Annotated in this window: 33 protein-coding genes; 1 reads left to right on the forward strand and 32 read right to left on the reverse strand. The window is 61.0% G+C overall.

Annotated elements, in window-relative coordinates; genetic code table 11:
• Positions 1–55: 55 nt before the first annotated feature.
• From PPA02S_RS08735 to PPA02S_RS23185, 32 genes are all read right to left on the reverse strand, one after another.
• Positions 56–676, reverse strand: a complete 621-nt coding sequence (locus PPA02S_RS08735) for a hypothetical protein (protein ID WP_028634964.1) — start codon at positions 674–676, stop codon at positions 56–58.
• Complete coding sequence (locus PPA02S_RS08740) at positions 673–1401, reverse strand: hypothetical protein (protein WP_028634963.1); 729 nt, start codon at positions 1399–1401, stop codon at positions 673–675. The genes PPA02S_RS08735 and PPA02S_RS08740 overlap by 4 nt, the downstream gene beginning before the upstream one ends.
• Positions 1401–2372, reverse strand: a complete 972-nt coding sequence (locus PPA02S_RS08745) for a hypothetical protein (RefSeq protein WP_028634962.1) — start codon at positions 2370–2372, stop codon at positions 1401–1403. Before PPA02S_RS08745 ends, PPA02S_RS08740 begins: the two co-directional genes overlap by 1 nt.
• Entirely contained in the window at positions 2369–7963 is a 5595-nt protein-coding gene (locus tag PPA02S_RS23320; RefSeq protein WP_050577105.1) for a tape measure protein, read from the reverse strand. The genes PPA02S_RS08745 and PPA02S_RS23320 overlap by 4 nt, the downstream gene beginning before the upstream one ends.
• 36 nt (positions 7964–7999) lie before the next feature.
• Positions 8000–8161, reverse strand: coding sequence for a hypothetical protein (locus PPA02S_RS22560; RefSeq protein WP_345940168.1), 162 nt, complete (start codon positions 8159–8161; stop codon positions 8000–8002).
• Positions 8162–8208: 47 nt separating this feature from the next.
• Positions 8209–8598: a hypothetical protein gene (locus PPA02S_RS08755; protein ID WP_042141505.1), complete on the reverse strand. Its 390-nt coding sequence runs from the start codon at positions 8596–8598 to the stop codon at positions 8209–8211.
• 68 nt (positions 8599–8666) lie between these two features.
• Positions 8667–9140: a phage tail tube protein gene (locus tag PPA02S_RS08760; RefSeq protein WP_028634961.1), complete on the reverse strand. Its 474-nt coding sequence runs from the start codon at positions 9138–9140 to the stop codon at positions 8667–8669.
• A gap of 55 nt (positions 9141–9195) precedes the next feature.
• On the reverse strand, positions 9196–9579 hold the full coding sequence (locus tag PPA02S_RS08765; RefSeq protein ID WP_028634960.1) for a DUF3168 domain-containing protein: 384 nt from the start codon (positions 9577–9579) through the stop codon (positions 9196–9198).
• Position 9580: 1 nt separating this feature from the next.
• A complete protein-coding gene (locus PPA02S_RS08770) occupies positions 9581–10072 on the reverse strand; it encodes an HK97-gp10 family putative phage morphogenesis protein (protein WP_028634959.1) in 492 nt (163 codons plus the stop codon).
• Position 10073: 1 nt separating this feature from the next.
• Positions 10074–10256 (reverse strand): hypothetical protein, encoded by a 183-nt coding sequence (locus PPA02S_RS23000; protein ID WP_154660098.1) that lies wholly within the window; start codon positions 10254–10256, stop codon positions 10074–10076.
• Positions 10257–10266: 10 nt separating this feature from the next.
• A complete protein-coding gene (locus PPA02S_RS08775; protein WP_028634958.1) occupies positions 10267–10593 on the reverse strand; it encodes a phage head closure protein in 327 nt (108 codons plus the stop codon).
• Positions 10590–10931, reverse strand: coding sequence for a head-tail connector protein (locus PPA02S_RS08780; protein ID WP_028634957.1), 342 nt, complete (start codon positions 10929–10931; stop codon positions 10590–10592). Before PPA02S_RS08780 ends, PPA02S_RS08775 begins: the two co-directional genes overlap by 4 nt.
• A gap of 3 nt (positions 10932–10934) precedes the next feature.
• A complete protein-coding gene (locus tag PPA02S_RS08785; RefSeq protein ID WP_028634956.1) occupies positions 10935–11447 on the reverse strand; it encodes a hypothetical protein in 513 nt (170 codons plus the stop codon).
• A gap of 49 nt (positions 11448–11496) precedes the next feature.
• Positions 11497–12684, reverse strand: coding sequence for a phage major capsid protein (locus tag PPA02S_RS08790; RefSeq protein ID WP_028634955.1), 1188 nt, complete (start codon positions 12682–12684; stop codon positions 11497–11499).
• Positions 12685–12686: 2 nt separating this feature from the next.
• Positions 12687–13544 (reverse strand): head maturation protease, ClpP-related, encoded by an 858-nt coding sequence (locus tag PPA02S_RS08795; RefSeq protein WP_028634954.1) that lies wholly within the window; start codon positions 13542–13544, stop codon positions 12687–12689.
• Between the two features lie 3 nt (positions 13545–13547).
• Entirely contained in the window at positions 13548–14849 is a 1302-nt protein-coding gene (locus PPA02S_RS08800) for a phage portal protein (protein ID WP_028634953.1), read from the reverse strand.
• 150 nt (positions 14850–14999) lie between these two features.
• Entirely contained in the window at positions 15000–16685 is a 1686-nt protein-coding gene (locus tag PPA02S_RS08805; RefSeq protein WP_028634952.1) for a terminase large subunit, read from the reverse strand.
• On the reverse strand, positions 16685–17230 hold the full coding sequence (locus PPA02S_RS08810; RefSeq protein WP_028634951.1) for a terminase small subunit: 546 nt from the start codon (positions 17228–17230) through the stop codon (positions 16685–16687). The genes PPA02S_RS08805 and PPA02S_RS08810 overlap by 1 nt, the downstream gene beginning before the upstream one ends.
• A gap of 155 nt (positions 17231–17385) precedes the next feature.
• A complete protein-coding gene (locus PPA02S_RS08815) occupies positions 17386–17724 on the reverse strand; it encodes an HNH endonuclease (RefSeq protein WP_028634950.1) in 339 nt (112 codons plus the stop codon).
• Positions 17724–17882 (reverse strand): hypothetical protein, encoded by a 159-nt coding sequence (locus PPA02S_RS23180; protein ID WP_169338824.1) that lies wholly within the window; start codon positions 17880–17882, stop codon positions 17724–17726. The genes PPA02S_RS08815 and PPA02S_RS23180 overlap by 1 nt, the downstream gene beginning before the upstream one ends.
• Before the next feature lie 12 nt (positions 17883–17894).
• Positions 17895–18125, reverse strand: coding sequence for a hypothetical protein (locus PPA02S_RS23325; protein WP_080667899.1), 231 nt, complete (start codon positions 18123–18125; stop codon positions 17895–17897).
• Positions 18126–18128: 3 nt separating this feature from the next.
• Positions 18129–18326 (reverse strand): hypothetical protein, encoded by a 198-nt coding sequence (locus PPA02S_RS08820; RefSeq protein WP_028634949.1) that lies wholly within the window; start codon positions 18324–18326, stop codon positions 18129–18131.
• A complete protein-coding gene (locus tag PPA02S_RS08825) occupies positions 18323–18652 on the reverse strand; it encodes a hypothetical protein (protein WP_028634948.1) in 330 nt (109 codons plus the stop codon). The genes PPA02S_RS08820 and PPA02S_RS08825 overlap by 4 nt, the downstream gene beginning before the upstream one ends.
• Positions 18652–19023, reverse strand: a complete 372-nt coding sequence (locus PPA02S_RS08830; RefSeq protein ID WP_028634947.1) for a hypothetical protein — start codon at positions 19021–19023, stop codon at positions 18652–18654. The genes PPA02S_RS08825 and PPA02S_RS08830 overlap by 1 nt, the downstream gene beginning before the upstream one ends.
• Before the next feature lie 128 nt (positions 19024–19151).
• On the reverse strand, positions 19152–19493 hold the full coding sequence (locus PPA02S_RS08835; protein WP_028634946.1) for an antiterminator Q family protein: 342 nt from the start codon (positions 19491–19493) through the stop codon (positions 19152–19154).
• Positions 19494–19502: 9 nt separating this feature from the next.
• On the reverse strand, positions 19503–19829 hold the full coding sequence (locus tag PPA02S_RS08840) for a hypothetical protein (RefSeq protein ID WP_028634945.1): 327 nt from the start codon (positions 19827–19829) through the stop codon (positions 19503–19505).
• Positions 19826–21115, reverse strand: a complete 1290-nt coding sequence (locus PPA02S_RS08845; protein ID WP_028634944.1) for a tyrosine-type recombinase/integrase — start codon at positions 21113–21115, stop codon at positions 19826–19828. The genes PPA02S_RS08840 and PPA02S_RS08845 overlap by 4 nt, the downstream gene beginning before the upstream one ends.
• The gene (locus tag PPA02S_RS08850) at positions 21112–21540 is read right to left on the reverse strand and encodes a VRR-NUC domain-containing protein (RefSeq protein ID WP_028634943.1); all 429 of its coding nucleotides are present in this window, start codon (positions 21538–21540) and stop codon (positions 21112–21114) included. Before PPA02S_RS08850 ends, PPA02S_RS08845 begins: the two co-directional genes overlap by 4 nt.
• The gene (locus tag PPA02S_RS08855; protein WP_028634942.1) at positions 21537–21833 is read right to left on the reverse strand and encodes a DUF1364 domain-containing protein; all 297 of its coding nucleotides are present in this window, start codon (positions 21831–21833) and stop codon (positions 21537–21539) included. The genes PPA02S_RS08850 and PPA02S_RS08855 overlap by 4 nt, the downstream gene beginning before the upstream one ends.
• The gene (locus PPA02S_RS23435; protein ID WP_256217567.1) at positions 21830–21961 is read right to left on the reverse strand and encodes a hypothetical protein; all 132 of its coding nucleotides are present in this window, start codon (positions 21959–21961) and stop codon (positions 21830–21832) included. The genes PPA02S_RS08855 and PPA02S_RS23435 overlap by 4 nt, the downstream gene beginning before the upstream one ends.
• Complete coding sequence (locus PPA02S_RS08860; protein ID WP_033728179.1) at positions 21958–22269, reverse strand: phiTE_015 family protein; 312 nt, start codon at positions 22267–22269, stop codon at positions 21958–21960. Before PPA02S_RS08860 ends, PPA02S_RS23435 begins: the two co-directional genes overlap by 4 nt.
• Positions 22269–22514, reverse strand: coding sequence for a hypothetical protein (locus PPA02S_RS23185; RefSeq protein ID WP_169338823.1), 246 nt, complete (start codon positions 22512–22514; stop codon positions 22269–22271). The genes PPA02S_RS08860 and PPA02S_RS23185 overlap by 1 nt, the downstream gene beginning before the upstream one ends.
• A gap of 70 nt (positions 22515–22584) precedes the next feature.
• Here PPA02S_RS23185 and PPA02S_RS23440 point away from each other — a divergent pair, with 70 nt between their 5' ends.
• Entirely contained in the window at positions 22585–22719 is a 135-nt protein-coding gene (locus PPA02S_RS23440; RefSeq protein WP_268933357.1) for a hypothetical protein, read from the forward strand.
• Positions 22720–22730 lie beyond the last annotated feature (11 nt).

Raw genomic sequence — 22730 nt, forward strand, 5'->3', positions numbered from 1 at the left:
TTTTCTCCGGGCGAAAAAAAACCGGCCTGTGCCGGTTCGCTTGAATTTGGATGGGTCAGTAAACGGTGAGGATCAGGTTCCTTTCGGCTCCAGAAAGGGCATCTACAGCGATTCCACTTATCTCGTGCGGAAAATCGATGTTGGCCGAATAGGCTTGGAGGGCAGGCGCCAGCGTTCGCTCAACTCTGGCCGTAGGCTCAGCACCAGTCATCGCCACAGCCCAACCGCGCGTTGTCTTTGGGGTGATACCGATAGCCAGCAGCAGGACATTCTGAAGCTGAGTGGTAACGTTGACCGGGCTTGCCGGGGCGAGATGTGCCTCAAGCTTCACGGCAGACCAACCCTGCGACCTGAAAACCAGAACGGACACGAAGATCGAGTTCGATCCCGCCCGGGTATATGCCGGAGGTGAAAGACCCTCGACAAAGCGTGCAGTGCAGACGTAATCCTGAATACCCCCGACCCAGTGTTGCCAGCCTTTTGCCGACATCGTGGTCTGGATGTTTTCGTTGAGTGGAGACATGATCGTGACAACCAGGTCGCCTGGCTGAACGCCGGCGGGCACCTTGGCCTCAACCGTGGCGGCGCCGCTTGCAAGCAGACTGCTCGAACCCACTAGCTGCCAAGCAGACCAAGGCCCCGGGAGCGCTCCTCCCATCAAAGCAGCCTCAATCATGCTCGAGCTCCCACTGAACCCACCCAGCCATCGCCGATCCAGATCAGGATCACCGTCGTCCAGGCATTGCCGAGCACGGGGACTTGGCTGTTGTTCCAGAGAATCCCCGCCGGCCAGGCGATGTTTGATTTGCCGGTGATATGCAGCACCACCGACATGGCCCGGTTGGCAGCAGGCGGATTGGCAAAGGTAAGGGACCGCTGCTGGCTTGCGTTGACCTTGAAGACCTGGCTCAGGCTCAGATCGAGTACCGCTGTCGTCGTAGCTACATCAAGATCGTAGCGCCTTAGACTGCCGGTGTATTCCACGCCAGAGCCATCAGGCTTCACCACGAGAGGAAGCCCACCCTTTCCAGTCAATGCAGGGAGGCCAGCCGCCCCCTGCGCCGCGGCCGCCGCAGACTGGGCTGTATCACGGTAACCTTTGGCAGCGTCAGCCTGAGTCTTGGCAGCAGCAGCCTGCTGGCCAGCAGATCGCTCGCTCTGCGATGCAGATGACGCCCGCTGAGCAGCCAGTTCAACCTGCGCCGCACCGTTCTTGCTGGCAAGTTGAGCGCTTTCGGCTGCCGCCTCCGCTTGATCGCCTATGTAATCGATGGCCTGGTTCATCTGGTCCGCAAATTGCGGTAGAGCAGACATGAAGTTGTCAGCGAGCGTAGCGAAGGTGCCGGCCGAGTTCTGCCGGCTGGGCGCCTCAGGCAAAGGCGTGATAGTTGGTGTCGCCATCAGATGAGTCCTTCGACAGAGATTGAGCAGTCCGACGCCGTCGGGCCGCTGATAACCAGGTTGAATTCCTTGTAGTAGCCGTAGAGGATCGTCGACTGGTAGCTTGCCTCTCCAATCCATACCAGCGGCTTTGCCCGGTACTTGCTGAGCAAGCGCTGCACTTGCGAGACCATGCTGGTGGGTACCATCACGTCGAATTCAGCGCGCTTGGAGTAGTCCCGCTCTACGATGACTGTATTGCCGAAGTCGTCCCGCTCCTTGCGGCTGTAGTCGGTAATACCGACTGAGGTCCCGTATAGCGCTTCACCTAGGGTCGCAGCCTTACCCAGAATGAGTGCACCGACTCGAGCAATACCCGCGGGCTTAGCGACAGTGATCTCAATGGAGCCGTAACTGCCTACCGGAACGTTCAGCAGCACGAAGTCTTCGTTGACCTCAACCGGGGAGAAAAAGTAGTCGTACCAGTCGTTGATCCCATCGGTTGAGACCGGTGAGACATTCGACTGATACACAATGCCCTGGTAGGGATCGACCACTCGAACGTAGATCGATGCGGCATCCAAGCCGAAGAAAGCCAATGAATCAACCGCTCTACCCGGGGCGATGGTCAGCGAGATGCTTTCAGGGTTGGTAGTGACCGTGCCGATCTTGTCATCGAACATCCTCCATCGGTTTGTCGGCCCCAGATCCAACCAGGTTGGCGGATCTGTAGGCTTGCCGGCCGGGCTTTTGTTGCTATTGGCCACGAGCGCTTCATAGTTCCGGTGGTCTAGCATCACGGCATCGCCGACTGCGTAAGACTTAGTCGATACCCACAGCGGGTTGTCGACCTCTGGAACGTTAGTCAGCATCGATGCCACCTGGAAAGGCTGCCCAACCTGAACCACCAACGGCTCAGCATTGGGCTCCACCAAAAACGCCTCCATCACCGCCATGGCTGGGGTGATTTCGACGGGCTCAATGATCCTCACGGGTACAGCTCCTGTTCCAGTTTCTGCGGTAGAAGATCAGTGTTCTTGGCAGCTTTCTGAGTGTTCTTGGCAATGGCGAATAACGCCGACTTCAGCTCGGCCCGGAGCTCTCGTATTTCCGTAGAGCTAATGCCCCCCTGGCCGCCGCTGAGCAGCGATGCAGTCTGGCTAGCGTTGTAGATGCGACTGGGGCCGGTAACCTCCAGCTCTGGCCCTCTTTCGCCAACCAAACGCAAGCCGCCGCCGAAGCTACCGCCACTGGCAAAGCCGGGTATCTTGATGGTTTCTCCATTTGCCTTGCCCGACGTTGCGATAGCCTGCACCAGCGCGTCATAGGTCAATAACCCACCGCTCAGCGCGCCAGTCCAATCCGCCAACCCTCCAGCCTCAGCCTCACGCCCCAGCACCGTTCGATATACGGCACGCACTATCGCGGCGTTGTTCTCGTAGGTGTTTAGCTTGGCCGCACTGGCATCCTTGACCGATAAAGCGCCCGATACCGCCTGGCTCAAGTTCTGGACAGCGATGGCCACCGACACCACCGAGTTGTCCACGCCGTTGAGCGCGTCAATCTGCGCCTGGGCAAGGCTTAGTTGGGCATCGTACTGAGCGATCTGCAGATCGTAAGACTTCTTCGCCTGCTCGATCCTCACCTGCAAGCTCTGAACAGACTTCTCAGCTGCAGTCAGCTGCTTGCCGTTTGCGGCTTCCAGCTGGCTGACGATATTGGCCGTGCGGCCCTGGTCGCGGTTGTAAGCCTCGAGCGATGCGTAGGCGTTGCTGTTGTTCTGGCTGACGACACTGAGCGCATCCTCAAGCCCGCTGACACCCGCCAGAGACTTGCCCGCTCGCACCGTGGCCATGGCGCTATTAAGTATGGCCAGCGCCTGGGCCCTGAGCATCTTTACGGCATCGTCGGTATCGCCGCGCAAGGACTTCAGCGCATTGCCAAGGGCGGCCCCAGCTGAGGACAGGTCGCTAACGTTCTTCTGGGCGGTTTGTGACATGTCGCTCAGCGAGGCAACTTGGGCATCATAGGCCTGCGTAAGCGCAGACTTTTGAGCGTTGATCGCACGCTGGACAGAGCCGAAGGCTTTGTTGACGCCATCTTGCAGCGCCTCGGCGACCTTCGCGGCTGCCTCGGTGGCCTCCTGCGCCGCTTTGGCTGCGGCGTCGGCGGCTTGGGCAGCCTTTGACTCAAGGATATCGTAGGCCTGCGCCGCTGACCCTGCAGCACCGATCAGGGTCAAATACATGCCCTGCCCAACTTCGGTGGTGAGGTCTAGGGCCTCGACCATCTTACGATACGCCTCGCGTGTTTCCGGCAGCGTAACGTTCATGTCCTTGAACTGCTGTCGGACCGCTGACAGCGTTTTGTCGGCGCGCTCGGTCTCACTGAAGAACGCTTCGAAGTATCCGTTCAGGCTCTCGGTGTATGCCTCCATGCCACCTGCCGCAGTGACCATAGCGTTCGCGAGGTCCATCGAATGCGGTGATAGCTTCAGCATGGCCACATCGATGAGGTCCAGCGACTTGTTGAAGCTCTCGAACGTGGCAATCCGCTGCCCCAGCTCGGCGAAGCTGTAGCCAAATCCCCCAACACCTTTATCCAGGTAGGCGACCATCTGATCAGCAAACCCGCTGAACAGATCATTGATCGCCGCCTGGATTTGCTCCTGGGTTTGACCCTTGGTGGATATCTGCTTGCGGGCAATGGTCAGGCCAGAAAAGGCGCCCTCACCCACAGACACGCCGATGCGTGCCAGTAGGTCCACCACGCTGTCTTGGGTCTCGCTGTAGGTTTGCTCCAGCGCGGCCTGGAATTCAGGGTTGAGCGCCGAGTAGCGCGTGCGTTTTTTGCTGGAACTGAACAGCCCCCCCTTTTTCTTCTGGTAGATGTACTCCCAGCCCTGAAAGTCTCCGTTGTTGACGCCCAGCTCAAAGCCGCCGTCCTTGGTCTGCCACTTGCCGCCGAACAGCGCGGAACTGACTTTACCCAGAACCGCCGAGGCCAGAGTCGAGCCAGTGAGCATGGCCGCCATCTTGCCGCCCACCAGTTTGGATGCAATCTTGTCGGTCAGGCCCAGGCTGGCCATCATGGTTTTTGCGAGGGGGTCGTATTTGATCAGGTCGAGATTCGTGACCTCGCTTGTCTTGAACCTTACGCCCTGGTCGTACAGCTTGCCGCTCTGGTAGGCGCCCGTGATGGCCGCCACCACCCACCCCACGGGGTTGGAAGCCATGGCCGCCAACTGCCCCATAAGGCCAGTGCTCACACCCGCAGCAGCGCCGCCGGCTGCCGCAGTGCCGGCATATGCTGCTCCCCCGACGCCGATGCTGCTGCCCACGGTAGCAGCGCCTTGGGCCACCGCGCCTTGAAGCGCTGCCGAGGTAGCCGCGTTCGCGGCTATCTGCGAGCTGGTAGAGCCCAAGATCGAGCTGACCACGCTGCTGAACCCACTGGAGAGGCTGCTAGTCAGTCCGCTGAACAGGTTGGCGTAATAGCTGTAGCCGCCATTGATAGCCCCACTCAGGCCGCCAGACGCCCAGCCGGAGGCAACGCTTGAGCCCACCCCTGTGATAGCACTGTAGACCTTGTAGAGCATGTTGCCGGTGCTTGCCAGCGAACTGAGCTGGCCAGTGCCGCCACCGCTCGAACCACTGCCGAGCAGTTTGCCCCACACCGAGGAAAGGCCCTGTCCATTGTCTGTACCAGTCAGCCAGTTGCTGATTGAAGCCAGCAGCGGCTTGGTAGTGAGCATGTGGATGATCTCGCCAAGAGTCTGCTTGAACCCCTTGACCAGGTCGTCCCGGAGTTTGCTCGCTCCGCTACCAATGTTGGACCAGGCGTTGGCAAAGGCTTGGTCCACACGGTCGATCGCGCCCTCGGTCATCTGCCCCCAGAGAGTGGACTTGCTCCTATTGACCTCATACTCGTTGCCGAGCTTGGCCAGAGCCGCCTGGTATGCAGCGGCATTCTCGGGATACAGCGCCATCGCCGCGTTGAGCGCCTTTTGATCCTCGATGTAGTCCTTGAGCAGCTTCTGCTCAGGATAAAGGCGCTCCATGAGCGATCCTGCCGAGGACGCCTGCTTCGCCACTTCGATAGCATCAAGCTGGGCTCGGGTGGCCGCCACCAACGCATCGTACTCGGCGCTGGACTGGGCAATGCTCTTCCCGGCCAAGGCAACCTTCACGGCCTTCTGAGCATTGTAGGAAGCCAGCGCGGCAGCCCCTTGAAGCGTCGCCTTCGCTAAAGCCGTCTGATCAGCTGCTTCCTGCTGCAGATCATAGGCCTGCTTGCTGACCGCGAGTTTGTCCTCAGCAGCCATCTGCCTGGTGATTGCGGAGGTGACCGCATCACGCGCCCCCGCCCCGGACTTCAGCAGTGCCTCCTCCACTTTCTGCTTGAGGGTGAACTCGCGGGAGCGATCGTTGCCGGCCAGGTAAGCAGCCGCCAACCCCTCAGCCGAGGCAACAGCGATGTCCGCCTGAACCTTCAGATCGGACAATGCTTTGGCTTGATTTTTGGCCTGGGTAGCTGCCTCCTTGGCCGCGCCAGTCGCCCCCTTGGTGGCCTTGGTGGCGGCATCATCCGCCGCCTTCTGCGCATCCTTGGCAGCAGCCGCAGAGCGGATTGCGACGACCATTTCGTCAGTGAGCAGCTTGTTTTCAGCGATGAACCGGTTGGCTGCCTGCAGCGCGGTTTTATCCTGAGCAGTTGCCAGTTGCTTCTGCAACTGCTCCAGATACTTCTGCCCCTCACCGGCAGCAGATGCCTTGGCAGCTGCATTCTCACGCTCCGCCCGGGTGTTGTCATCGGTAGCACCAGTCAGCTCGGCGAGCGCTTGCTTCTGGTTTTGCAGCAGCGCGCTCAGCTCGGTGACCGGCTGTTGGCTGGACTCAAGCGCCTGCGCCATGTCTTCCGTGACACCAGGCATCAGGCGAAGCTGATCAGCAACCGCTTTCCAATCGACAGTGATGCCAGCGGCCTGATCTTTGGACGCTTTTCGTACCAGGTCCAGGGTTGACTGCATGTCAGCCGGCAGGCCGACGAGCCCCGCCATCAGCCCATCCGCGCCAGCAGCCCCCATGTTGCGCAGGTCGGACTCGAACTTGTCGGCGAGCGCCCCGGACATTTGCGACAGCTTGTCTTGCGTTTCCTCAATGCTCGATCGCAGCTCCCGCAGAGTAACTGCTTGAGTTGCCCTGTTGAGCTTATTGAAACGCTCGGCGAGCTTGTCGACTGGGTCAGCTAAATCGCCGAGTTTCTTCTCGAGCGATCCAGTGTTGTCCCGCAAGGTCAGAAAAGCGGTGGCGGCGCCCACAGCCAGCATGGCAATCCCGGCTGGTCCGCCGAGCAGGCCGAGCAATGTCCGGCCAGTACCCACAATTGCGCTTTGCGCAGCACCCACTGCGGCTGTGGCTCGGGCCTCAACCATCCTGGCTTCAGCGAGCTGCAGCGCCAGCTGCTTCTCAACCGCCATGCCGCTGATGCGAGTTTTGGAAGCCGCCAGCTCTTTCTCAGCCAAGAAAACGGCGGTTTGGGCCTTCCGCTGATCCGCCTGGGCAGCAAGCAACACAGTGGCAGCCTGCGCACGACGCGCCATGAAGTCTTCAATAGCCGCCTTCGTTGCGAGCACAGAGCCTGCTGCAGAAGCGCTCAAAGACCTTGCATAGACCGCCAACGCGCCAGCTGCAGCGACGCCGGCAATCTCGGCGATGGTACCGAAATTGTCAGCCAGAACCGAAATGCCGGACGCGAGCAAACCGGTGAAGTCAGTGGATTCGTTCAGCTGACCGACGTATACAGTGAAGGCGTTGTTCAGCGCGGTCAGAGCATCGCGAACCGCAACCCCCATGCTATCTGCCAGAAGCCCGTTGGCAACTGCGCTTTTCTGCAACCCCTCGGTGAGGGTGTCGAGACTGAGCTTGCCCTGGGCACCAAGGCTGCGGATCTCCTCAGCAGTCTTACCCGTGGCCTGCGCAATGGTGTCGACGACAGTAGGCATGGCGGCGAGGATCGACTGCCAGCCGTCCGCGTCGATCTTCCCGGTTTGCAGCGCTTTAGAATAGGCATCAATGGCCGAACTGGCCTTGTCCACCGAAGCGGAGTTGGTCACCAACAGATAGCTGAAACTGTCCATGACATCCATGGACTCATCAGCACTGAGACCCATCGAGCGAAGGCTGTCGGCAGTCCGGATGTAGAGCTCTTGAGCTTCTTCCAGCGGTCGGTAAGTGCGATTCGCCGTGGCCAGAAGCCGATCCTGGACAGCGCTGTACTCCCCAAAGCTCTTGGTCGCCAGGCCGATCCGGTCCGACATCTGGGAGTAAGAGTCAGCAGTCTTGAGAATGGTCCCAATGGAAGCCGCACCAACAGCGGCCGCCAGAGCGCTCTTCAGCAATCCACCTGCAGTTTGGGCGCTCGCGCCTACACGATCGAACGCATCGTCTACCCGGGCCAGGCTGCCGTCCATCTTCTTTGAGGTGGACGCGACCGCCGATTCGCCACGCGCAATCTCCTGCCGCAACTGTGCGGTCGTGGCCTCGATCCGGACCAACATACCCTGAACGTCGCTATCTGCCATGTTTCCCCCAGGCGATAAGCAACCCGCCTGGGCGGGTCAATGGTTGGCCGCCAGACGCGATGCGGCAGCCCCCCGCAGGCCACGCCGAAGGTCTTTCGCCACGGCCGCCTTGGAGGGCTTCGTCTCCGGCTGGCCGAACGGATTGGTTTTTTTCAGGAAGTCAGCTTTCGCTTCCCAAGCCAGGATGATCTCGACCACCGGGGTTTCCCAGGCGTCGCGGGGAGACCACCCTAGCCAACCTGTGGCTATTCCGAAGAGCTCGTCGACGTAGCTGCCGTTGCCAGGTCGCTCGGTTCGTTTCCCTGCGACTCTTCGAGTTCTTCATCGGTCTTGCCGCCTGGATTCAGCAGTGCCTTCACGAACTGCAGTACCTGGGTTCCGACCTTGTTCACGCCGCCCTCGAACACAGCCTCCTCGACCGCCTCGAGCTCTTTGCGCTTGTTGGTATCGATACCGGCGCCGGCGGCAATGATGAATGCGGTGGCAGTGATGTTGGCCGCGCCCAGTGCCTGCATCGCGGGCAGAATGCCGCCGAAACGGTTCTCCAGAGCGCGAGCAGCCCGGAGGGTGGGCTTGAGGGTAAAGCTGTCGCTGCCGGCTTCGACAGTGACGGTGCCATGATTGGTCTTGGACATTGCGAGTTCCTTGAATTACGAGGGGTGAATAACGGAGGCGCGGCCAGTGGCGGCGCCTCAGGCGTGCATTACGGAGCCGGCTGTGCCTCGTAGATCTCGGAGTTGATGCCGACAGTCACGGTGCGCTTGAGAACATCCTCGGCACCGCCGACCTGCTTGCGAGACGACATGACCTTGGCGGCGAAGTAATCAGCGACACCACTTTCGTACAGCACCTTCACCGGGTAGTCGAAGCGGCTGCGATCTTTCTGTGCGGCCTGGAGAGCCAGCTGGCCTGCGTCGTCGTCCAGCAGACCGATGGACAGGTCTACAGACCCGGCATCGGCCAAGCCTTTGAGGTGCCGGGTTCGGGAGGCGGCGAGCGAGGCGAACGTGACATCACCTACCTCATCGCCGTAATCGCCGATGTTCTCAACTTCGCCGATCTCGGTGTAGGTGATGGCGGCCAGCAAGGTCAGGGCGGCAGCGTTGTCTTTGGGCAGTTCAGCGGCCAGGCGCGGGCCGATGAAAATTTTCGTGCCGGCTGCGGTAGTAACAGGCATGGGTAGTCCTCCTGGGACAGGTGATATGCCGCAACGCGGCGGTTTCAGGGGTAAATCAGTGTTGGGTGAGGACGCGCAGCGTCACCGCACCCTGGTAGGTCATGCCATCAGGCTCGCGGCTGGTCTGCTTGCGCGTGACCTGCATGCCGATGACATGACCGGTTGTGAGCACCAGCGGCTGGTTGTGAAGAAGGGCGTCGATCTTGGCCATGATCTCGTGCACCTCTTTCTGGCCCTGGTATTGGCTCCAGACCGACAGATACAGGAAGCGCTGGTCTTTGCGGCTGGCCAAGAAATCCGCTGCATCGCTGACTGCACTGTCGAGAGTCACGTAAGGAAACGGCGCGTTGTCGGGCACGCCGTCGTGTACTGGGCACGGCAGGCCCGCGGCCAAGCGGTCATACAGTGCGACCTGCAGGGCCCATGCTGGATCTGCCATGTCACTGTCCTCTGGATGCCCTGTCGAGCGTACGAGCGACTGCCGCCCTGATATCGGCGAGAACAACCTCGCGGTTTACGTCCATCGCCGGCCTGAGCCAAGGGTGGGCGGGCATGGCAGGAATGTCAGGCGATTTGCCAAACCAGTGGGTACCGTCGGTTTTGTTCGCGGCCCTCCCCGCTCGGCGGCCGTTTTCCTGGCCCTTGAAGTTGCCTTTGGTACCGTACTCAAGGAAGCGCAGGTAGAAATACCGGCGATTCGCCTTTTTACCGCGCAGACCAATCTGAGCATCCAGGCCGCTGGGGGCTACATAGGCAGTCAAAGCGGCTGCGCCGGCACCGGTATCCTTCGGCACAAACTCCTTCATGCTGGCCAAGATCTTCTCGGCCCCATCCTGCATGGCACCTCTGACCTCGTTGTCCACAGTCTGGTGGATGGCCCGAAGCGTTTTGCGCAGCCTGATATCGCCGGTCAGGCGCGAGCGGCGGGCCACCCTACTCGCCCGAGGAGGCCGTTTCAGCCCTGGACTTATCGGCGGCCTTGGCGGCGGCGGTGACCTCTTCCGCCTGGTTGTTTTCGATCAGGCTGCGGCCATCCTCTGCCTTCACATCGAAGACTTCACCTACAGCCTTTTCACCCATGGGGCCAGAGAGACTGGCCAGAGCTCGTACTTTCATGATGGTTCTCTCAAGGATTGATGACGTTGGAGCAGAGCAGCCGCAGCATGTCTCGCTCATTGCTGGGCAACACAGCTTCGATCAAGTACGTGTCGCCAGCCGTTATGTGGAAGAGACGCATACCGTTTTTGAAAACGCGTGAAAAACGCACCCGGATTTCTGCAGACACAACGTTCTGGATTTGGTTGGCAACCGGATCAACCCGCCCAGTGGGCAGCTGGATCTCTGCCCAAATAGGCTTGACCACCTCCCAAGACTTTCGCTTCCCGCCACCTGGCTCCGGCGTTAGCGTCTCTTGCTGCAATTGGCAACGATGGCGAAGCGGGCCGGCCCTCATATGCCCCACCCGACCCGGTAAGGTGTCAGCAGCGCTTGAGAACCCCGGGGCAGGTCGGTGGCTATGGTGCCGATCACGACGTCTTCGCGGTTCGCGTACAGGTGGCCCAGGATCAGCAGGCAGGCCGACTTGAACGGCGCGTTGCTGAGCATGGGCTTCTCCCCCGCAACTTCGGCTGCGATCGCCTCTGCCATTGATTGCGCATCGACGTAAACCTGGCGGTTGAGGTAGTCCATGGCCGATTGCTCAGCGGAGTCGATCAGCAGCTGCAGGTAATCGTCGTCATCGTCCGGATCACGCAGGTGGGCGCGAGCAAGCGCCATGCTGATCACAGACATGGCTCACTCCTCCAGCGGAGTGCGTGAAACCAGGTTGCGCTGCTCGAGGTCCTCAGCGTGAAGCCGCGGTACCAAGTAGCTTGGACCGCCGCGACGGCGCAGCTCGCCCTCGTCCATGAAGGAGCGCAGCGGATAAACCTTGACCTTGGCGGGGTTCACTTCTGCCGAGTCACTGGAGGTGACTTCATTCGGCCCGGACGTCTCTGGAGAGGTATGCAGCTCGCCAGCAGTCTGACCTGATTGGCTCGTCAGGTTGCCGGCATGCCCAGCATCACCGGTTGAAATGATCGCCGAAGCCAGTTCCACCGGCAGATCTGTAGCCGGACCGCCGGCCCCCTGTTCGGCACCGAGCCCTGGGTCAGTGCTGGGCACAGTGGTAGCCACACCGCCTCCAATCGCCTCAGCAGTGGCAGTGTGGCTGCTGCCGGGCGTCGAATTCGTTGCCTGGTCAGCGGGTGCTGTTGCAGCCTGCTCCGGTACTGGGGTTGGCTTGTCCTGCTTCTTGGTATTAGCCATGAGATCGCTCCTGTACGGCGCCATTACTGACGCCTTTGAAGTGGAGGGCTTACGAACCGCTGCCGGTCAGCGGACCAGTAACGAAGGCTTCGCTACGGTAGATGGCGAAGGCCAGGCGCTCCTCGGCCCGGATGGTCGCCATGTTGTTCTCGAAGTCCTTGTCGTTCTCGGTCGAGATCAGCACTTCGATTTCCATGCGGTCGAAGATCTGTGCGCCCAACTTGAACGCGCCGACGAGGAAGTCGTCCTGGGTCATGGCCTGAGTGGACACCACTGGGCGGTTCCAGAGTTTGGCGTTGGTGCCCTCCTGTGGCTGCCCGATGATGTACCGGCCCTCGCCGTCCTTGGTGAGCTCAATCGCTGCCCAGTCGATCGGGTTGAGCACAATGCCGTCGGATGGGAACTCGGCCAACTCGGCCTGGAGCAGAGCCAGGCGAAGACGGTCAATGCGTTGTTCGCCGACGACAGCGACGCCGGCAGGTGCCGCGTACAGCTGGGCAACGGTCATGAGGCCCTGCAGATTGGCGCCGGTGCCGTTTCCGTAGAGCAGTTGAGCCTCTTCCGCCATGGTCAAGCCATAGCGAGCACGGCCATCGATGTAGCTCTGCAGGGCCTTGGCGTCATCGAGCATCTGCCGACTAGCTTTGAAAAGGTGGGCGATGGTGCGCACGTTGGCCGTAGCCAGCGCGAAGGTCAGGTCGGAGTATGGCTTGGCGGTGGTCTCCGCGACGGTACGCGCGTTGTTGGTGAAGCCCGTCTCGCGGATGTACTCGATCGAGTTCGATTCGGTGGTGCCAGGCGCTACCAGGTCGCGGATGGTCAGGCGGCGTTGCGGCGGAGCAATGATCCCAGGCAGGCGCTGAGTCTGCACCAGGTCACCGCCAGTTGCAGTGGTGATAGCTGACCGCGGCACCGAGACGCGACGCGAACCGCGGAAGGACGAGTTCATATCCTTCATCTCTTCGCTTTCGATCACGAGCGCACCAACCGACTTCTGCGGCTCTTCCTGGTGATGGCGTTCACGATTGGCGTTTACGAGCTTCTGCTCAGCTTCGCCCAGGCGGGCCTGCAGCTCCCCTTGCTTCACCAGCAGCTCATCTACCTTCGCCTTCGTTTCTTCGCTCATCGCGCCAGAAGCTTTGAGCTGCTTCTCGGTGGCCTCGGCCTGACTTTTGATTTGATCGCCAATGCCCTTCAGGCTGGCGTTGAGTTCTTTGACTTGGGCTTCAAAGTCCATGGTCACTTTCCTTTCAGAGAATTGAGAATGTTGGTTGCCGCGCTCAGGGAGGCGGAGAGGTCTGGCGCGACAGCGCTGGGCTTATCGGTCGGGGCAGCGTTATGCGTACCCCCGCCGGCAGCGCGAGGCATACCGGACTTGAAATTGGCGAATAGTTCGCGGCGCTCAGAGCGGGGCATCCCGGCCTTGGCCAACGCAATGTCCATTGCCTTGAGCGCATTGCTCTGCGTCGACTCTTCAGTCTCGCGCTCGGTGATCTCGGTTGACGACAAGACGCTAGTGGCCAGGCCGATCTCCACCGCGCGCTTACCACGGATGAAGGTCTCGTCGTCCATCAGTTCAGCCATGTCATCGACAGCCTGGCCGCTGGTTTCTGCATAGAGGTCGGCCATCGCGGTATCGAACTCCTGCATGTCATCAGCCACGTCGCGCAGGTAATGACGGTTCCCCGCGAGGAACGTCCAGCAGTTGTGGATCATCAGGAAGGCGCTGCTCGCCACCTGGCGGTCACTGCCGGCCAAGTAGATGATCGATGCAGCGCTGGCAGCCATACCAAGCACCTTGGTGGTGACTTTGTGGCTGTGCTCCTTAAGGCGGTTGTAGATGGCAATGCCTTCGAACATGTCACCGCCTGGCGAGTTGATGTAAACCGTCACATCCTTTTCACCGATAGCGCGAAGCGCAGCATCGATTCGCTTGAGGGTTACACCCTCGCCGTACCAGTCCTCACCGATCACGCCGTACACGGTGATTGTGTCGGAGGTATTCTCCACGGCCGCCTGGATCGCCGGGTTCCATTTGTCGAGCGCACGCGGGCTCATCTCGCTGCGCAGGCCGCGAGACTGGATCTTGTGTTTCATGGGTTACTCCCCGGAGTTGCTTTGGAGCCAGTTCATCAGCGCCGCGCGTGCGGCTTGGCTGTCGTTTTGTTTGCCCAGTTGGTCAAGCGGCACCAGGTTCGATTGCACGGTGAGAATGTCGCCACCGGGCATGCTGGGCAGGTTCTCTTTGTGCCGACCTTCATTTCGGGTCATATAGCCGTTTTGGCCCATGGTGCTGAGGTAGGCGGCACGGCCGGCACTGTCAGCACGCAGGAAAGCTTCCAGCGAAAACTCTGCGTAGTGCTTAATCCGATCTACCGCTGTCAGGCATCGCTTGTTCACGCACTGCTCGATCGGCGCCGTGTACGTCATGATGCAATAGGTCAGGAACGCGATCTGCTGTTGCTCAAGGCCTGTGCCCCAGTTACTGCCCTTGTCGGTCTTCATCACCATCCAGGGCGGCACGCCGAACCAACGGCAGATCTCCTCGATGCTGTGCCCACGCGATTCAAGAAGTTGGGCGTCAGCCGGGTTGATGCCGATCATCTCGGGCTTCACGCCCTGTTCGAGCACCGGGCTTTTACCCGCATTCAGCGCGCCGGAGATTGTCTTGACGTAGTCTCGAAACTCAGCGCGCTGCGTCGGGTTAAGCGTCTTGTCCACAGAGAAGGCTACGGTGGGCATCATCCCGTTCTTGAAAGTGGTATTAGCCGCATCGTCGGCCGACATGGCCGAGCCGAATACATCGGCGCCGTAACGAATCGCCGACAACCCCATTCGCCCGTCCAAAGTGAAGGCTGGGATATGCAGCATGTCGGCCTGGGCGATCTCCCGGCGGGCACCCTTTCGCGGCTGGAAGAAATAACGCAGCCTGCCATCGTCGTCTGGCTCGGGAGTCACCCGCGACGGCATCAAGAAATCCAGTGCAATGACCCTTCCACCGGACCGGTGAATCTCGCAGTAGGCATTTCCCCAAAGCAGCATCGAAGCCACAACCGCCTGCCAGAAGTGGAAAGCCGCCATGTCCTCGTTCGGGCTGTTGTGCACCACATCGTAGAGCGGGAAGTCTCGCGCCGTCTCACGCCCGCCGTCCGGAAGGCGCCGGTAGATGCTGAGCGGCAAGCCTGCAACCGAGGTAGAGATGATGCGCACGCACGCCCAGACCGCCGATAGGCGCATGGCCTTGTCGACCGTGACAGCCTTGCCGCTACTGGACTGGGCGCCCAAGCAAGCGCTCCAGAACCCACCGTCCGACAACCGAATGCTCTTGCCCAGCCAGCTGCTCATGCTTGCCGAGGGTTTGGCGGCTGCAGTGCCGAGTGCTTGAGAGAGGGTTTTAATCACTGCTCAACCCTCGACGAATGAACGCTGCAATGCTGAACAGACTGACCGAGCCCGCGAGCAGAGACCAGCCCGTACCCGCCAGCATCCAGACGCCCGCGCAGGCTAGGCCGAATCCGCACACCGCGCAGATGATGAAATAGTGAAATGCGTTCATGCGATCAGTGGATCCCGAATGCCGGCCATGAAGTTTTCCATGCCGCCCTGGCCCTCTGGATTGAGGGCCATCAGCGTCACAGCGTTGAATAGCGCCATCAGCGGGTCGATTTTGGCCGAGCCGCTGGCCTGCTTAGTAATGAGGATCGAGTTGCCACGGGGCTCGACTTTGGCGTTACCGCAGCACCAGGCCATCATCGGCTGGCCCCCGTGTAGCAGCGTGCCCTCGGCCAGCTTGCGCTCGGCGGTCTTGATGGCTCCGCCTAGGCGCCAGCCCTGTGAAATGCCGTCGATCTTTTCGCGTGGTATCCCTTCTGCCTCCAGCGCATCGAGAATCGCTCCGACGCCGGCTGGGTCCAGCCCGACCTTGTCGAGCAGGCCGGCTTGCTCAACCTGTGCCACCAGTTGCGCCACCGCCTCGATGTCGTCACCGATGCGTTCAACCAGGGTCAGGTGCCCATCCTTGGCGAAGTCACGAATGCGCGGTGCTTCGGCTTTACGCCGCTCCAGTACTGATGGATGGGCCCAGGCGTGGGTCCAGGTCAGCCAGCGGCGTGTACCTTGCTCACGCCCGACTGCTGCCAGGCCAAGCAAATCATCCAGCCCCCCGCCATCCACGCCGATATCGATCACTTCGCAGCGCTCGATCAGGTCTTCCAGCGTGCGACATAGCCCGGAGGTCTGCGCCTCCCAGAAATCGGCACCCGCCCAGCGATCCGAAAGCAGTGCCAAGCCGATCTCGACATTGAGGTGCTTGGCCAAAAAGCCGCGGAACGATTCTTCTCCGTCGAGCTGGGCCTGTGCGTACCCACGCTCGATGAAGGGTTCGTCGACCGACAGCCCCAAGTTTGGGTTGGTGATGTACGCGTTGGAGAAGTCCCGGTGTTCGCCGGCGTCCAACATCGCCTTGGGGAACTCGTACAGCACCGGCAGGAACGACTTATCGGCGATCTCCCCGTCGCGAACCTTGCGGGCGTACAACAGCTTCTGCCGAAAGACCCCGGCCGGCGGCGCATCGGACTGGGTTGTGGCCCAGATGATGAAGCCCTCGGGTCTAGATGCCAGGCCACCGGTAGCCTCTCTCAGCATCGCCTCAGCATTGGCGCGTTTGCCGAACACCCACAGCTCGTCGATGAACACACCGATGGCTTTCTTGCCGGATACGGTCTCGCTGTCTGCCGCTACTACCTTGAGCGTGGCGTTAGTCTGACGGTGCGTCACGGTGCGCAGGTGATCCTGCACCTTGAGCAAGGCCTTGAGCTCTTCGTCAGCACCCACCATGTCCCGGATCGGGAGGTAGGAGTTATCCGCGATCTCCTTGGTCGGCGCCAAGATGATGAACTCACCCGACGCCCGCCAGTTGAGAATCAGTGCGGTGAGCATGATGCCGGCGGCGATGGTCGACTTGCCGTTCTTTTTGCTGATCAGCAGCATGAACTCGCTGACCAGGCGCCGGCCTGAGTCTGGGTCGTAGGCCCCGAAGATTGCGGCCACGAACTGGTTGACCCAGTCACGTACGGTCTCGCACATCAACGGACTGCCAGTGGCGTCCACCATGCGCAACGCACCGAACACGTCCAAGGCCTCTTCAGCCTCAGACGGAAATAGCGGCTCGAATGGAATCAGACTCTGGCGGGCAACGATGCGCTGCTCCCAGTCTGGGCAGGCAGTCGACCATTCCATTATTTCACCGACTGCAGCGGGCCGCGGCGAGTACCGAACTTGCCGGTAGCTGCCTTATCGGCGTTGGCCTGGGCCTGGTCCTTCTTACCGCTCTCGCCTTTTCGTGGATGGACGAATGGCATGAGCGCCTTTGCCGCGTCAACGCGTAGCTTCGGCTCGCTACCCATGTCGTTCATCACCGACAGGAGAAAGTCCTTGGGATCGCGGTGCAGGAGTGCCTGGGCCAGGTCGAAGCCGGCGGGTTCCGGCTCGGAGTTATCCTCCGGTACCGATGGCGATTCATGACCAGGCTCTGGCTCTTTGACGGCCTTGGCGGCGGGCCTGGCTTTAACATCCGGTTTAACATCGCCTTTAACATCTGGGGGCATCAGCCCCAGGGCGCGTAGCTTCATCAGCTCAGCCGCTACATCCTTGTCTTTGACCAGCCGAGAGCCCGCCGCAGACGCTGTCTTCTCGGAATAACCGGCCGCCACGGCAGCGTCTCGATTGGACGCACCTTCCCTCAGCGCAGCGATGAAAGCGCGCTTGCGGGATGTTAAAGCCATTTAACAAAAATCCTGTGGGGGAAAAAAATCTGTACGTGTGGTCGGGAGCGGTCTAGCTAGATGAGAATCCCTAGCTTTTGACCCCCCTACCCCATTGAGGCACGTCACTGGCGTGCCTCGGACAAGAGCCCGCACCTATTTAGTGCACCGCGCGGTCAACCCACTACGCCTGCGGCCTCTTCGGCCTGCTTGACCGTGTCGTGGCAGGGCTTGCAGAGCGGTTGCCAGTTGTCCTGGTTCCAGAACAGATCTCGGTCACCGCGGTGCGGCACGACGTGGTCGACAATAGTGGCGGCAGTCGTTCGCCCGATCTTCGCGCAGTAGGCGCAGAGCGGGTGTTCTTCGAGATATCGTTCCCTCGCCTTCTGCCACTTGTAGTTGTACCCGCGCTGCGAGCTGGTCATTCCACTACGCCAACTGCTGGGGTCTACCAGCTTGATCCTAGTGTTTGCGGCTTCCTGTAGGCGGGGGCTGATCGTCTTGAGCCTGGCCATTAACGCACCTCGACCACGATGCCGCGCTCTATCCAGCGCGTGACGCGACCAAGGTGAGGATCACGCCCGGTGAGGTGACACGCGAGCAGCACGCCAGCCAAGTAATACTTCAACCACCAGCGGTGGCGGAAAGCGATCGTTGCGTAAGCCTTGGCCATGGCCGGTGTTCCTTATCTCTTGTACCAGGTCAGTTGGTAGCACCGTGCACCAGCCGGTATCTCAGCTATGGGCCAGCGCAGGCAGTCCATGTGCTTTCGCTCTGGCCGGGTTCGGCTCACCCTCAGCGTCTGCACCAGGTAGGCGGAACCAGCAGCAGTGGTTATGTAGTCACCAACCGCGATGCCGTCGGCGCCGTCCACGTAAAGCTTGCAGGGTGTACACGGCGCTCGTGACCTAGCCACCTCTCACCCCTCTCGGCGCATACCAATTTGGCTGGCGATATCGGTGGCGCGCTCGCGAACCTCAAGCGTTTGGCCATCGAACGTATGGACGATGGCGCAGATGCCGTGCCACTGAGAGCTGGCGCTGGCCTCGCTTACACGAGCGATAGCAGCAGGCGCCAGGTAGTGATTGTTGCCGTTGGTGCTGGTCAGCTTGATCACGGTCGTTCCTCGCTCTGTACTCGGTTGAGGGCTTCGTCAGCCTTGTCGGCGGCCTGCGTGGCGGTGGTTGCTGCCTTCGATGCCTTTGCGGCAGCGCTACCGGTCTGCCTGGCCAGCTCATCCAGGCGCTGGTCTCGCTGCAGACTGGCTTCGTCATAGGCGGCGCGGATCTCGGCGACCTGCTCCAGGTAGCTGCGGGCAAGGGCCCATTGAGCGAGCTGGTAGCCGCCGAACCCGCCACCCACCACGAGCAACAGGGCGATTACCCAAACCTCGATTCGCCGCCACCAGCGGCGGGCAATGAATTCAAGTGCGCATCTGTCCATCACGACATACCTCCGAGCTTGGTGCGCAAGCGGGCGATCTCTTCGCTTTGCAGCGACACACGCTCAGTGAGCTGGCCAACCTGGCTGGTCAGAGCCTCGATCTTCCCTTCCATGCGTCCAACTGTGGCCGCAAGGTCGTTGCGCTCCTTGGCGAACTGGTCGGCCCGGGCCTCGGCAAGCTTGCGGGCCTCGCGTTCCGAGTCGAGCAGTTCGTTCAGGCGACGCACCGTGCCGATGTCGGCGTTATCCATCGCGCGATCTGCCGCGTCTTTCGATAGGAACTTGCGCAGCCAAAGGAAGCCGCCCAGCAGGACGGTGCCCGTGCCGCCCAGCCAGGTGGCTGTGCCTGGGCCGAGATCGGTCGGGTCCATCCATTTCTCCAGAAACAAAAAAGCCCCGGCATATGCCGAGGCTTCAAGGTGGTTGCTGATGATGGTGAGTTTGCTCTCGCGCACCTACCGCAAAGTAACACGAAATATAGGGATGAGGACCGGGGATGTCAAGCGGCAAGACGGCGGGTTTCCAATGCCCCATCGACCCATGCAACACCAGCCTTCCATAACTGCCGGGTCTTCTCCTCTTTGAACCCGAGTTTCTTGCCCGCGTCCTTCAAAGATAAATCACGGGCCATGTAGTACTTCATGAGCACCGCGCCGCATTCTGGGTAGCGCTGGCACAGACGACCTAGCAGGCGATCAATTACCAAAGCCTCCTCATCAGTGATTGCAGCATCCAGGGTGGCGTTCTCCCGCGATGCACATGAGGCCACGCCTGACCCCAGGATCGCCCAACGCCCCCAGTTCTCAAGCAGTTCTTCAGCACTTCTATCCAAATGGCTCATAGCTTCCCCTCAATCCCCGGTGTAGTTGGTGCCGCCGGCGCCGAGCCGGTTGCCATCCTGATAGTTCCGCTCTGCGCCCCACGCCTTGCTGAGCGCTTGGCTGTTCGCAATAAGGCGCTGCTGGTAAATGTTCAGCAGCAAACCCAACTGAGTGACCAATACCTCCGGCGGCAATGCTTCGCCCGTGTCAGCCGATACCCAGCCGGAAGCATGGCAGGCGGTGCAAGGAAGCTCGTGGAACACCCCCATGACGACCGCCTTGCCCATGCAAACTTGGCAGTGCTTTAGATCGATCGGCTTCGCCTTGAGGGACGGACCGTGGCTCTTCCCTGTCATTTCGAATCCTCGCTTATGGTGGATACCGGAAGTGCCCCGAAGCCCGCGCGTTCTGCGGCCCGCGAGAGAATCCCTGAATCCGTCGATCTATCGCCGGTCAAGCCGTGAACCGACTCGAAACCCTTCTGATCAAGGTGTGCGTGCCACTTCTCCAGCGCCTCACGCTTGCGGGCCATAATGTCGGACTGGATGTACACCTTCACGTTGTGGCCCATGGCGTGATTGATCAGCAGCTCACCCACCAGGTGGTCAACGCCCAGGTCAGCCCAGCCTGTGCGGGCCAGCTTGCGCAGGTCATGGCTTGTCCACTCACCCTGCCCCATCACCGTGAAGACCGCCGATGCCTTGGCTTCGCTCATGGGCTTGCCCTGGCGACCCGGGAAGACGAACTCCCCGTCATAGCCCTGATTACGCTGGATCTCGCGGTAGGCCATCAGCAGGAATCGCACCTGGTCGGTCAGGGGCAAGCGGTGCTGCACGCCCGTCTTGGTGTGCTCGGCCGGGATGTACCACTCACGCTCGGCCAGGCTGATGTGGCTCCAGCGGGCCAGGCGGGTTTCGCCCAGCCGGGTGCCGTGGCAGAGCATCATCAGGGCCAGCACGCCGTGCTGTGGCTGGTTCGCCAGGGTGCTCTTCATGCGGCACATCAGGTCCCCAAGGTGTACACCACGCAGGCGCGATGGCTTGACCGTGACCTTGGCCTTCGTGAAGTCCCCGAAGCGGATACCAGCCATGGGGTTGGAGCTGATGTGGCCCAGCTTGAATGCTTGCCGGAAGGCCAGGGCCAGCAGCTGGAAGACCAACCGCACGTAGTCGATGGACAGAGTTTCCTGCAGCGGCCACATCAGCTCCCGGTCGAGCAGCGCCTTATCGATCTGGGCCAGCGGTACCTGCCCGAGGCGCGGCACCAGATGCTGCTTGATCGCCGATGCAGCGGTGCTCTTGCGCTTGCCAGACAGGTTGCGGTCCCGGACCATGCGCTCAGCAAACCAGGTCAGCAATTCACCGGTGAGTACCCAGCTCGACAGGCTAGACCTCTCGCCGGCTTCCAGGCGTAGGCGGATATCCGGCAGCGCAGCGGCCACCTTGGCGGCGCTCAGCTCTGGGAATGAGCCGATCCGGTGCCATTTGCCCTTGATGACCAGGTACCAGGACCCTCGATCACGGGACCGGTGAAAACGGAAATACAGGCCTTTGCTGGCCAGGCTGCGCAGGTCTTTCACCGACCCGGCGGCCTGCCGGCGGATCTCGGAATCGCTGATTTTCACAGCAACGGTGTTGGTCATTGCACTACCTCGGTTTTGGGCAGGGCCATGTAGGCTCTCAAGCACTCCATGGCGTCGAAATGGCCGTAGCAAACGACCGCCAGGTAACCCTCGCGAGCCAGCCGCTCGATGCAGGCGTACTGCTCAGGCGAGACAGGTGCCGGCTCAACGGTGGCCTTGAATTCGATGAACAGGCCGAAATAGCCCCCGCGGGCCAGCGTCAGTTGCAGGTCAGGAATGCCAGCTTTGGTGCCCTGGGCCTTGAGGCGTTTGGCTTCGGCCCAGCTGCGATGCCCGCCATTCGGGGTGTGATGGAGATTCGCGTACACCTCTGGATAGCGCAGCTTGATCTCAGTCATCAGGGTGGCCTGCTCGGCACCTTCGCGGTCTACGCGTTTAGCCCTGGGCTTCTTGGGCTTGAACGCAGACATGGTTGCCGTCTTCATGCGATCAGCACGCCTTCGTTGAGCAACAGCGCCTGGGTGCGCATGACGCCCTCGGCGTGATACTGGCGAGCTGTCTGACGATCCACGGCCTTGCTGCGCCCGTCGCAAGCGTCATGGCAAGCACTGCAGCACCAGGCGCCCTGCAAGTCGTGCGGCTTTTTGCCAACGCCGCAGGTGCCGGCCAGGCGGTAGTGCGCCAAAACGGTAGTCTCGGGGTTGCCGTTGCACACGCCTGGGATGCGCACCTGGCATTCGCGTCCGCGCGCAGCTTTCGTCAGTTTCGATTGCCTCACGCTAAAACCTCGCACATAGGCCAGATCAGTTGCGCCTCACGCAGCGCACCGGCTTGATCCAGGCTCTGCTCCATCAGCACCATCTGGAAGGCCTTGGAGCCTACGATTACGGTCCATACGCGCTTCATGGGGTCACCTTCAGGCCTGCGGCCTTGATGAACTGGGCGCAGGCGTGGCGCATGCCAATGGCCGAGTGATAGGCGTCCATGTGGCTATCGTCGATAGCGTCTTCCGGATCTTCGGGAGCCTCTGGCGCTGGCGGCAGCTCCACCACCAAGGCTTCGCGACTTGTCTGCCAGCCCTTCTGGAACGACTCCCAGTCGGCCTGGGCCATCGGGTCGAGGTAGTTGTTCCCCTTAGGCGGCTGGCGGCGGTGATCGCGAGAGTTGGTGCGCTCGAAGGCTTCACGCATTTCGCGCATCTTGTTGGTGTCCATCACGACTCCTCGCCTTGCAGGCTCTGCAGCAGCGTCTTGAGCTGGCGGTATTTCTCCATCGACTTGGCGCTGGATTCGCGCTCCTGCTCCACGGCCAACGCAACATCCTCGACCCGGCCGGCCAGGCGCTTCAGGTTGCTGGCCATGGTGGCGATTTCACCGGCCAGCTCGCTCAGCATTTCCAGCGGGGTGCCCTGGGCTTTCTGGTCGGCAACTACTTCGGGTTTCGGCTGCTGCTTGGCCATGACTGGCTCCTGAGTCTTCTGCTTGGCGTCTACAGGGGTGCGTTGGAAGTGGTCGCGACCCGATCTCTTGATGAGCCCGGAATCAACCAGGCTGACCAAGCAGCCCGAAACGATCCGGTTGTCCGGGGTGCTGCCGGTCAAGTTCCGCATGGCTGTCATGACCTGGACCGAAGTCCACGGCTCGTTCATGGGCACGCACTCGTAAACCTTCCTGGC

It is taken from the genome of Pseudomonas parafulva NBRC 16636 = DSM 17004 (assembly GCF_000730645.1).
In the GTDB taxonomy this organism is placed as follows: domain Bacteria; phylum Pseudomonadota; class Gammaproteobacteria; order Pseudomonadales; family Pseudomonadaceae; genus Aquipseudomonas; species Aquipseudomonas parafulva.

What these genes read in the sequence shown, in the direction of transcription:
- PPA02S_RS08735 (WP_028634964.1), bottom strand. Translation starts at nt 676, where the DNA reads ATGATTGAGGCTGCTTTGATGGGAGGAGCGCTCCCGGGGCCTTGGTCT.
- PPA02S_RS08740 (WP_028634963.1), bottom strand. Translation starts at nt 1,401, where the DNA reads ATGGCGACACCAACTATCACGCCTTTGCCTGAGGCGCCCAGCCGGCAG.
- PPA02S_RS23320 (WP_050577105.1), bottom strand. Translation starts at nt 7,963, where the DNA reads ATGGCAGATAGCGACGTTCAGGGTATGTTGGTCCGGATCGAGGCCACG.
- PPA02S_RS08755 (WP_042141505.1), bottom strand. Translation starts at nt 8,598, where the DNA reads ATGTCCAAGACCAATCATGGCACCGTCACTGTCGAAGCCGGCAGCGAC.
- PPA02S_RS08760 (WP_028634961.1), bottom strand. Translation starts at nt 9,140, where the DNA reads ATGCCTGTTACTACCGCAGCCGGCACGAAAATTTTCATCGGCCCGCGC.
- PPA02S_RS08765 (WP_028634960.1), bottom strand. Translation starts at nt 9,579, where the DNA reads ATGGCAGATCCAGCATGGGCCCTGCAGGTCGCACTGTATGACCGCTTG.
- PPA02S_RS23000 (WP_154660098.1), bottom strand. Translation starts at nt 10,256, where the DNA reads ATGAAAGTACGAGCTCTGGCCAGTCTCTCTGGCCCCATGGGTGAAAAG.
- PPA02S_RS08775 (WP_028634958.1), bottom strand. Translation starts at nt 10,593, where the DNA reads ATGAGGGCCGGCCCGCTTCGCCATCGTTGCCAATTGCAGCAAGAGACG.
- PPA02S_RS08780 (WP_028634957.1), bottom strand. Translation starts at nt 10,931, where the DNA reads ATGTCTGTGATCAGCATGGCGCTTGCTCGCGCCCACCTGCGTGATCCG.
- PPA02S_RS08785 (WP_028634956.1), bottom strand. Translation starts at nt 11,447, where the DNA reads ATGGCTAATACCAAGAAGCAGGACAAGCCAACCCCAGTACCGGAGCAG.
- PPA02S_RS08790 (WP_028634955.1), bottom strand. Translation starts at nt 12,684, where the DNA reads ATGGACTTTGAAGCCCAAGTCAAAGAACTCAACGCCAGCCTGAAGGGC.
- PPA02S_RS08795 (WP_028634954.1), bottom strand. Translation starts at nt 13,544, where the DNA reads ATGAAACACAAGATCCAGTCTCGCGGCCTGCGCAGCGAGATGAGCCCG.
- PPA02S_RS08805 (WP_028634952.1), bottom strand. Translation starts at nt 16,685, where the DNA reads ATGGAATGGTCGACTGCCTGCCCAGACTGGGAGCAGCGCATCGTTGCC.
- PPA02S_RS08810 (WP_028634951.1), bottom strand. Translation starts at nt 17,230, where the DNA reads ATGGCTTTAACATCCCGCAAGCGCGCTTTCATCGCTGCGCTGAGGGAA.
- PPA02S_RS08815 (WP_028634950.1), bottom strand. Translation starts at nt 17,724, where the DNA reads ATGGCCAGGCTCAAGACGATCAGCCCCCGCCTACAGGAAGCCGCAAAC.
- PPA02S_RS23180 (WP_169338824.1), bottom strand. Translation starts at nt 17,882, where the DNA reads ATGGCCAAGGCTTACGCAACGATCGCTTTCCGCCACCGCTGGTGGTTG.
- PPA02S_RS08825 (WP_028634948.1), bottom strand. Translation starts at nt 18,652, where the DNA reads ATGGACAGATGCGCACTTGAATTCATTGCCCGCCGCTGGTGGCGGCGA.
- PPA02S_RS08830 (WP_028634947.1), bottom strand. Translation starts at nt 19,023, where the DNA reads ATGGACCCGACCGATCTCGGCCCAGGCACAGCCACCTGGCTGGGCGGC.
- PPA02S_RS08835 (WP_028634946.1), bottom strand. Translation starts at nt 19,493, where the DNA reads ATGAGCCATTTGGATAGAAGTGCTGAAGAACTGCTTGAGAACTGGGGG.
- PPA02S_RS08840 (WP_028634945.1), bottom strand. Translation starts at nt 19,829, where the DNA reads ATGACAGGGAAGAGCCACGGTCCGTCCCTCAAGGCGAAGCCGATCGAT.
- PPA02S_RS08845 (WP_028634944.1), bottom strand. Translation starts at nt 21,115, where the DNA reads ATGACCAACACCGTTGCTGTGAAAATCAGCGATTCCGAGATCCGCCGG.
- PPA02S_RS08850 (WP_028634943.1), bottom strand. Translation starts at nt 21,540, where the DNA reads ATGAAGACGGCAACCATGTCTGCGTTCAAGCCCAAGAAGCCCAGGGCT.
- PPA02S_RS23435 (WP_256217567.1), bottom strand. Translation starts at nt 21,961, where the DNA reads ATGAAGCGCGTATGGACCGTAATCGTAGGCTCCAAGGCCTTCCAGATG.
- PPA02S_RS08860 (WP_033728179.1), bottom strand. Translation starts at nt 22,269, where the DNA reads ATGGACACCAACAAGATGCGCGAAATGCGTGAAGCCTTCGAGCGCACC.
- PPA02S_RS23185 (WP_169338823.1), bottom strand. Translation starts at nt 22,514, where the DNA reads ATGGCCAAGCAGCAGCCGAAACCCGAAGTAGTTGCCGACCAGAAAGCC.
- PPA02S_RS23440 (WP_268933357.1), top strand. Translation starts at nt 22,585, where the DNA reads ATGAGCCCGGAATCAACCAGGCTGACCAAGCAGCCCGAAACGATCCGG.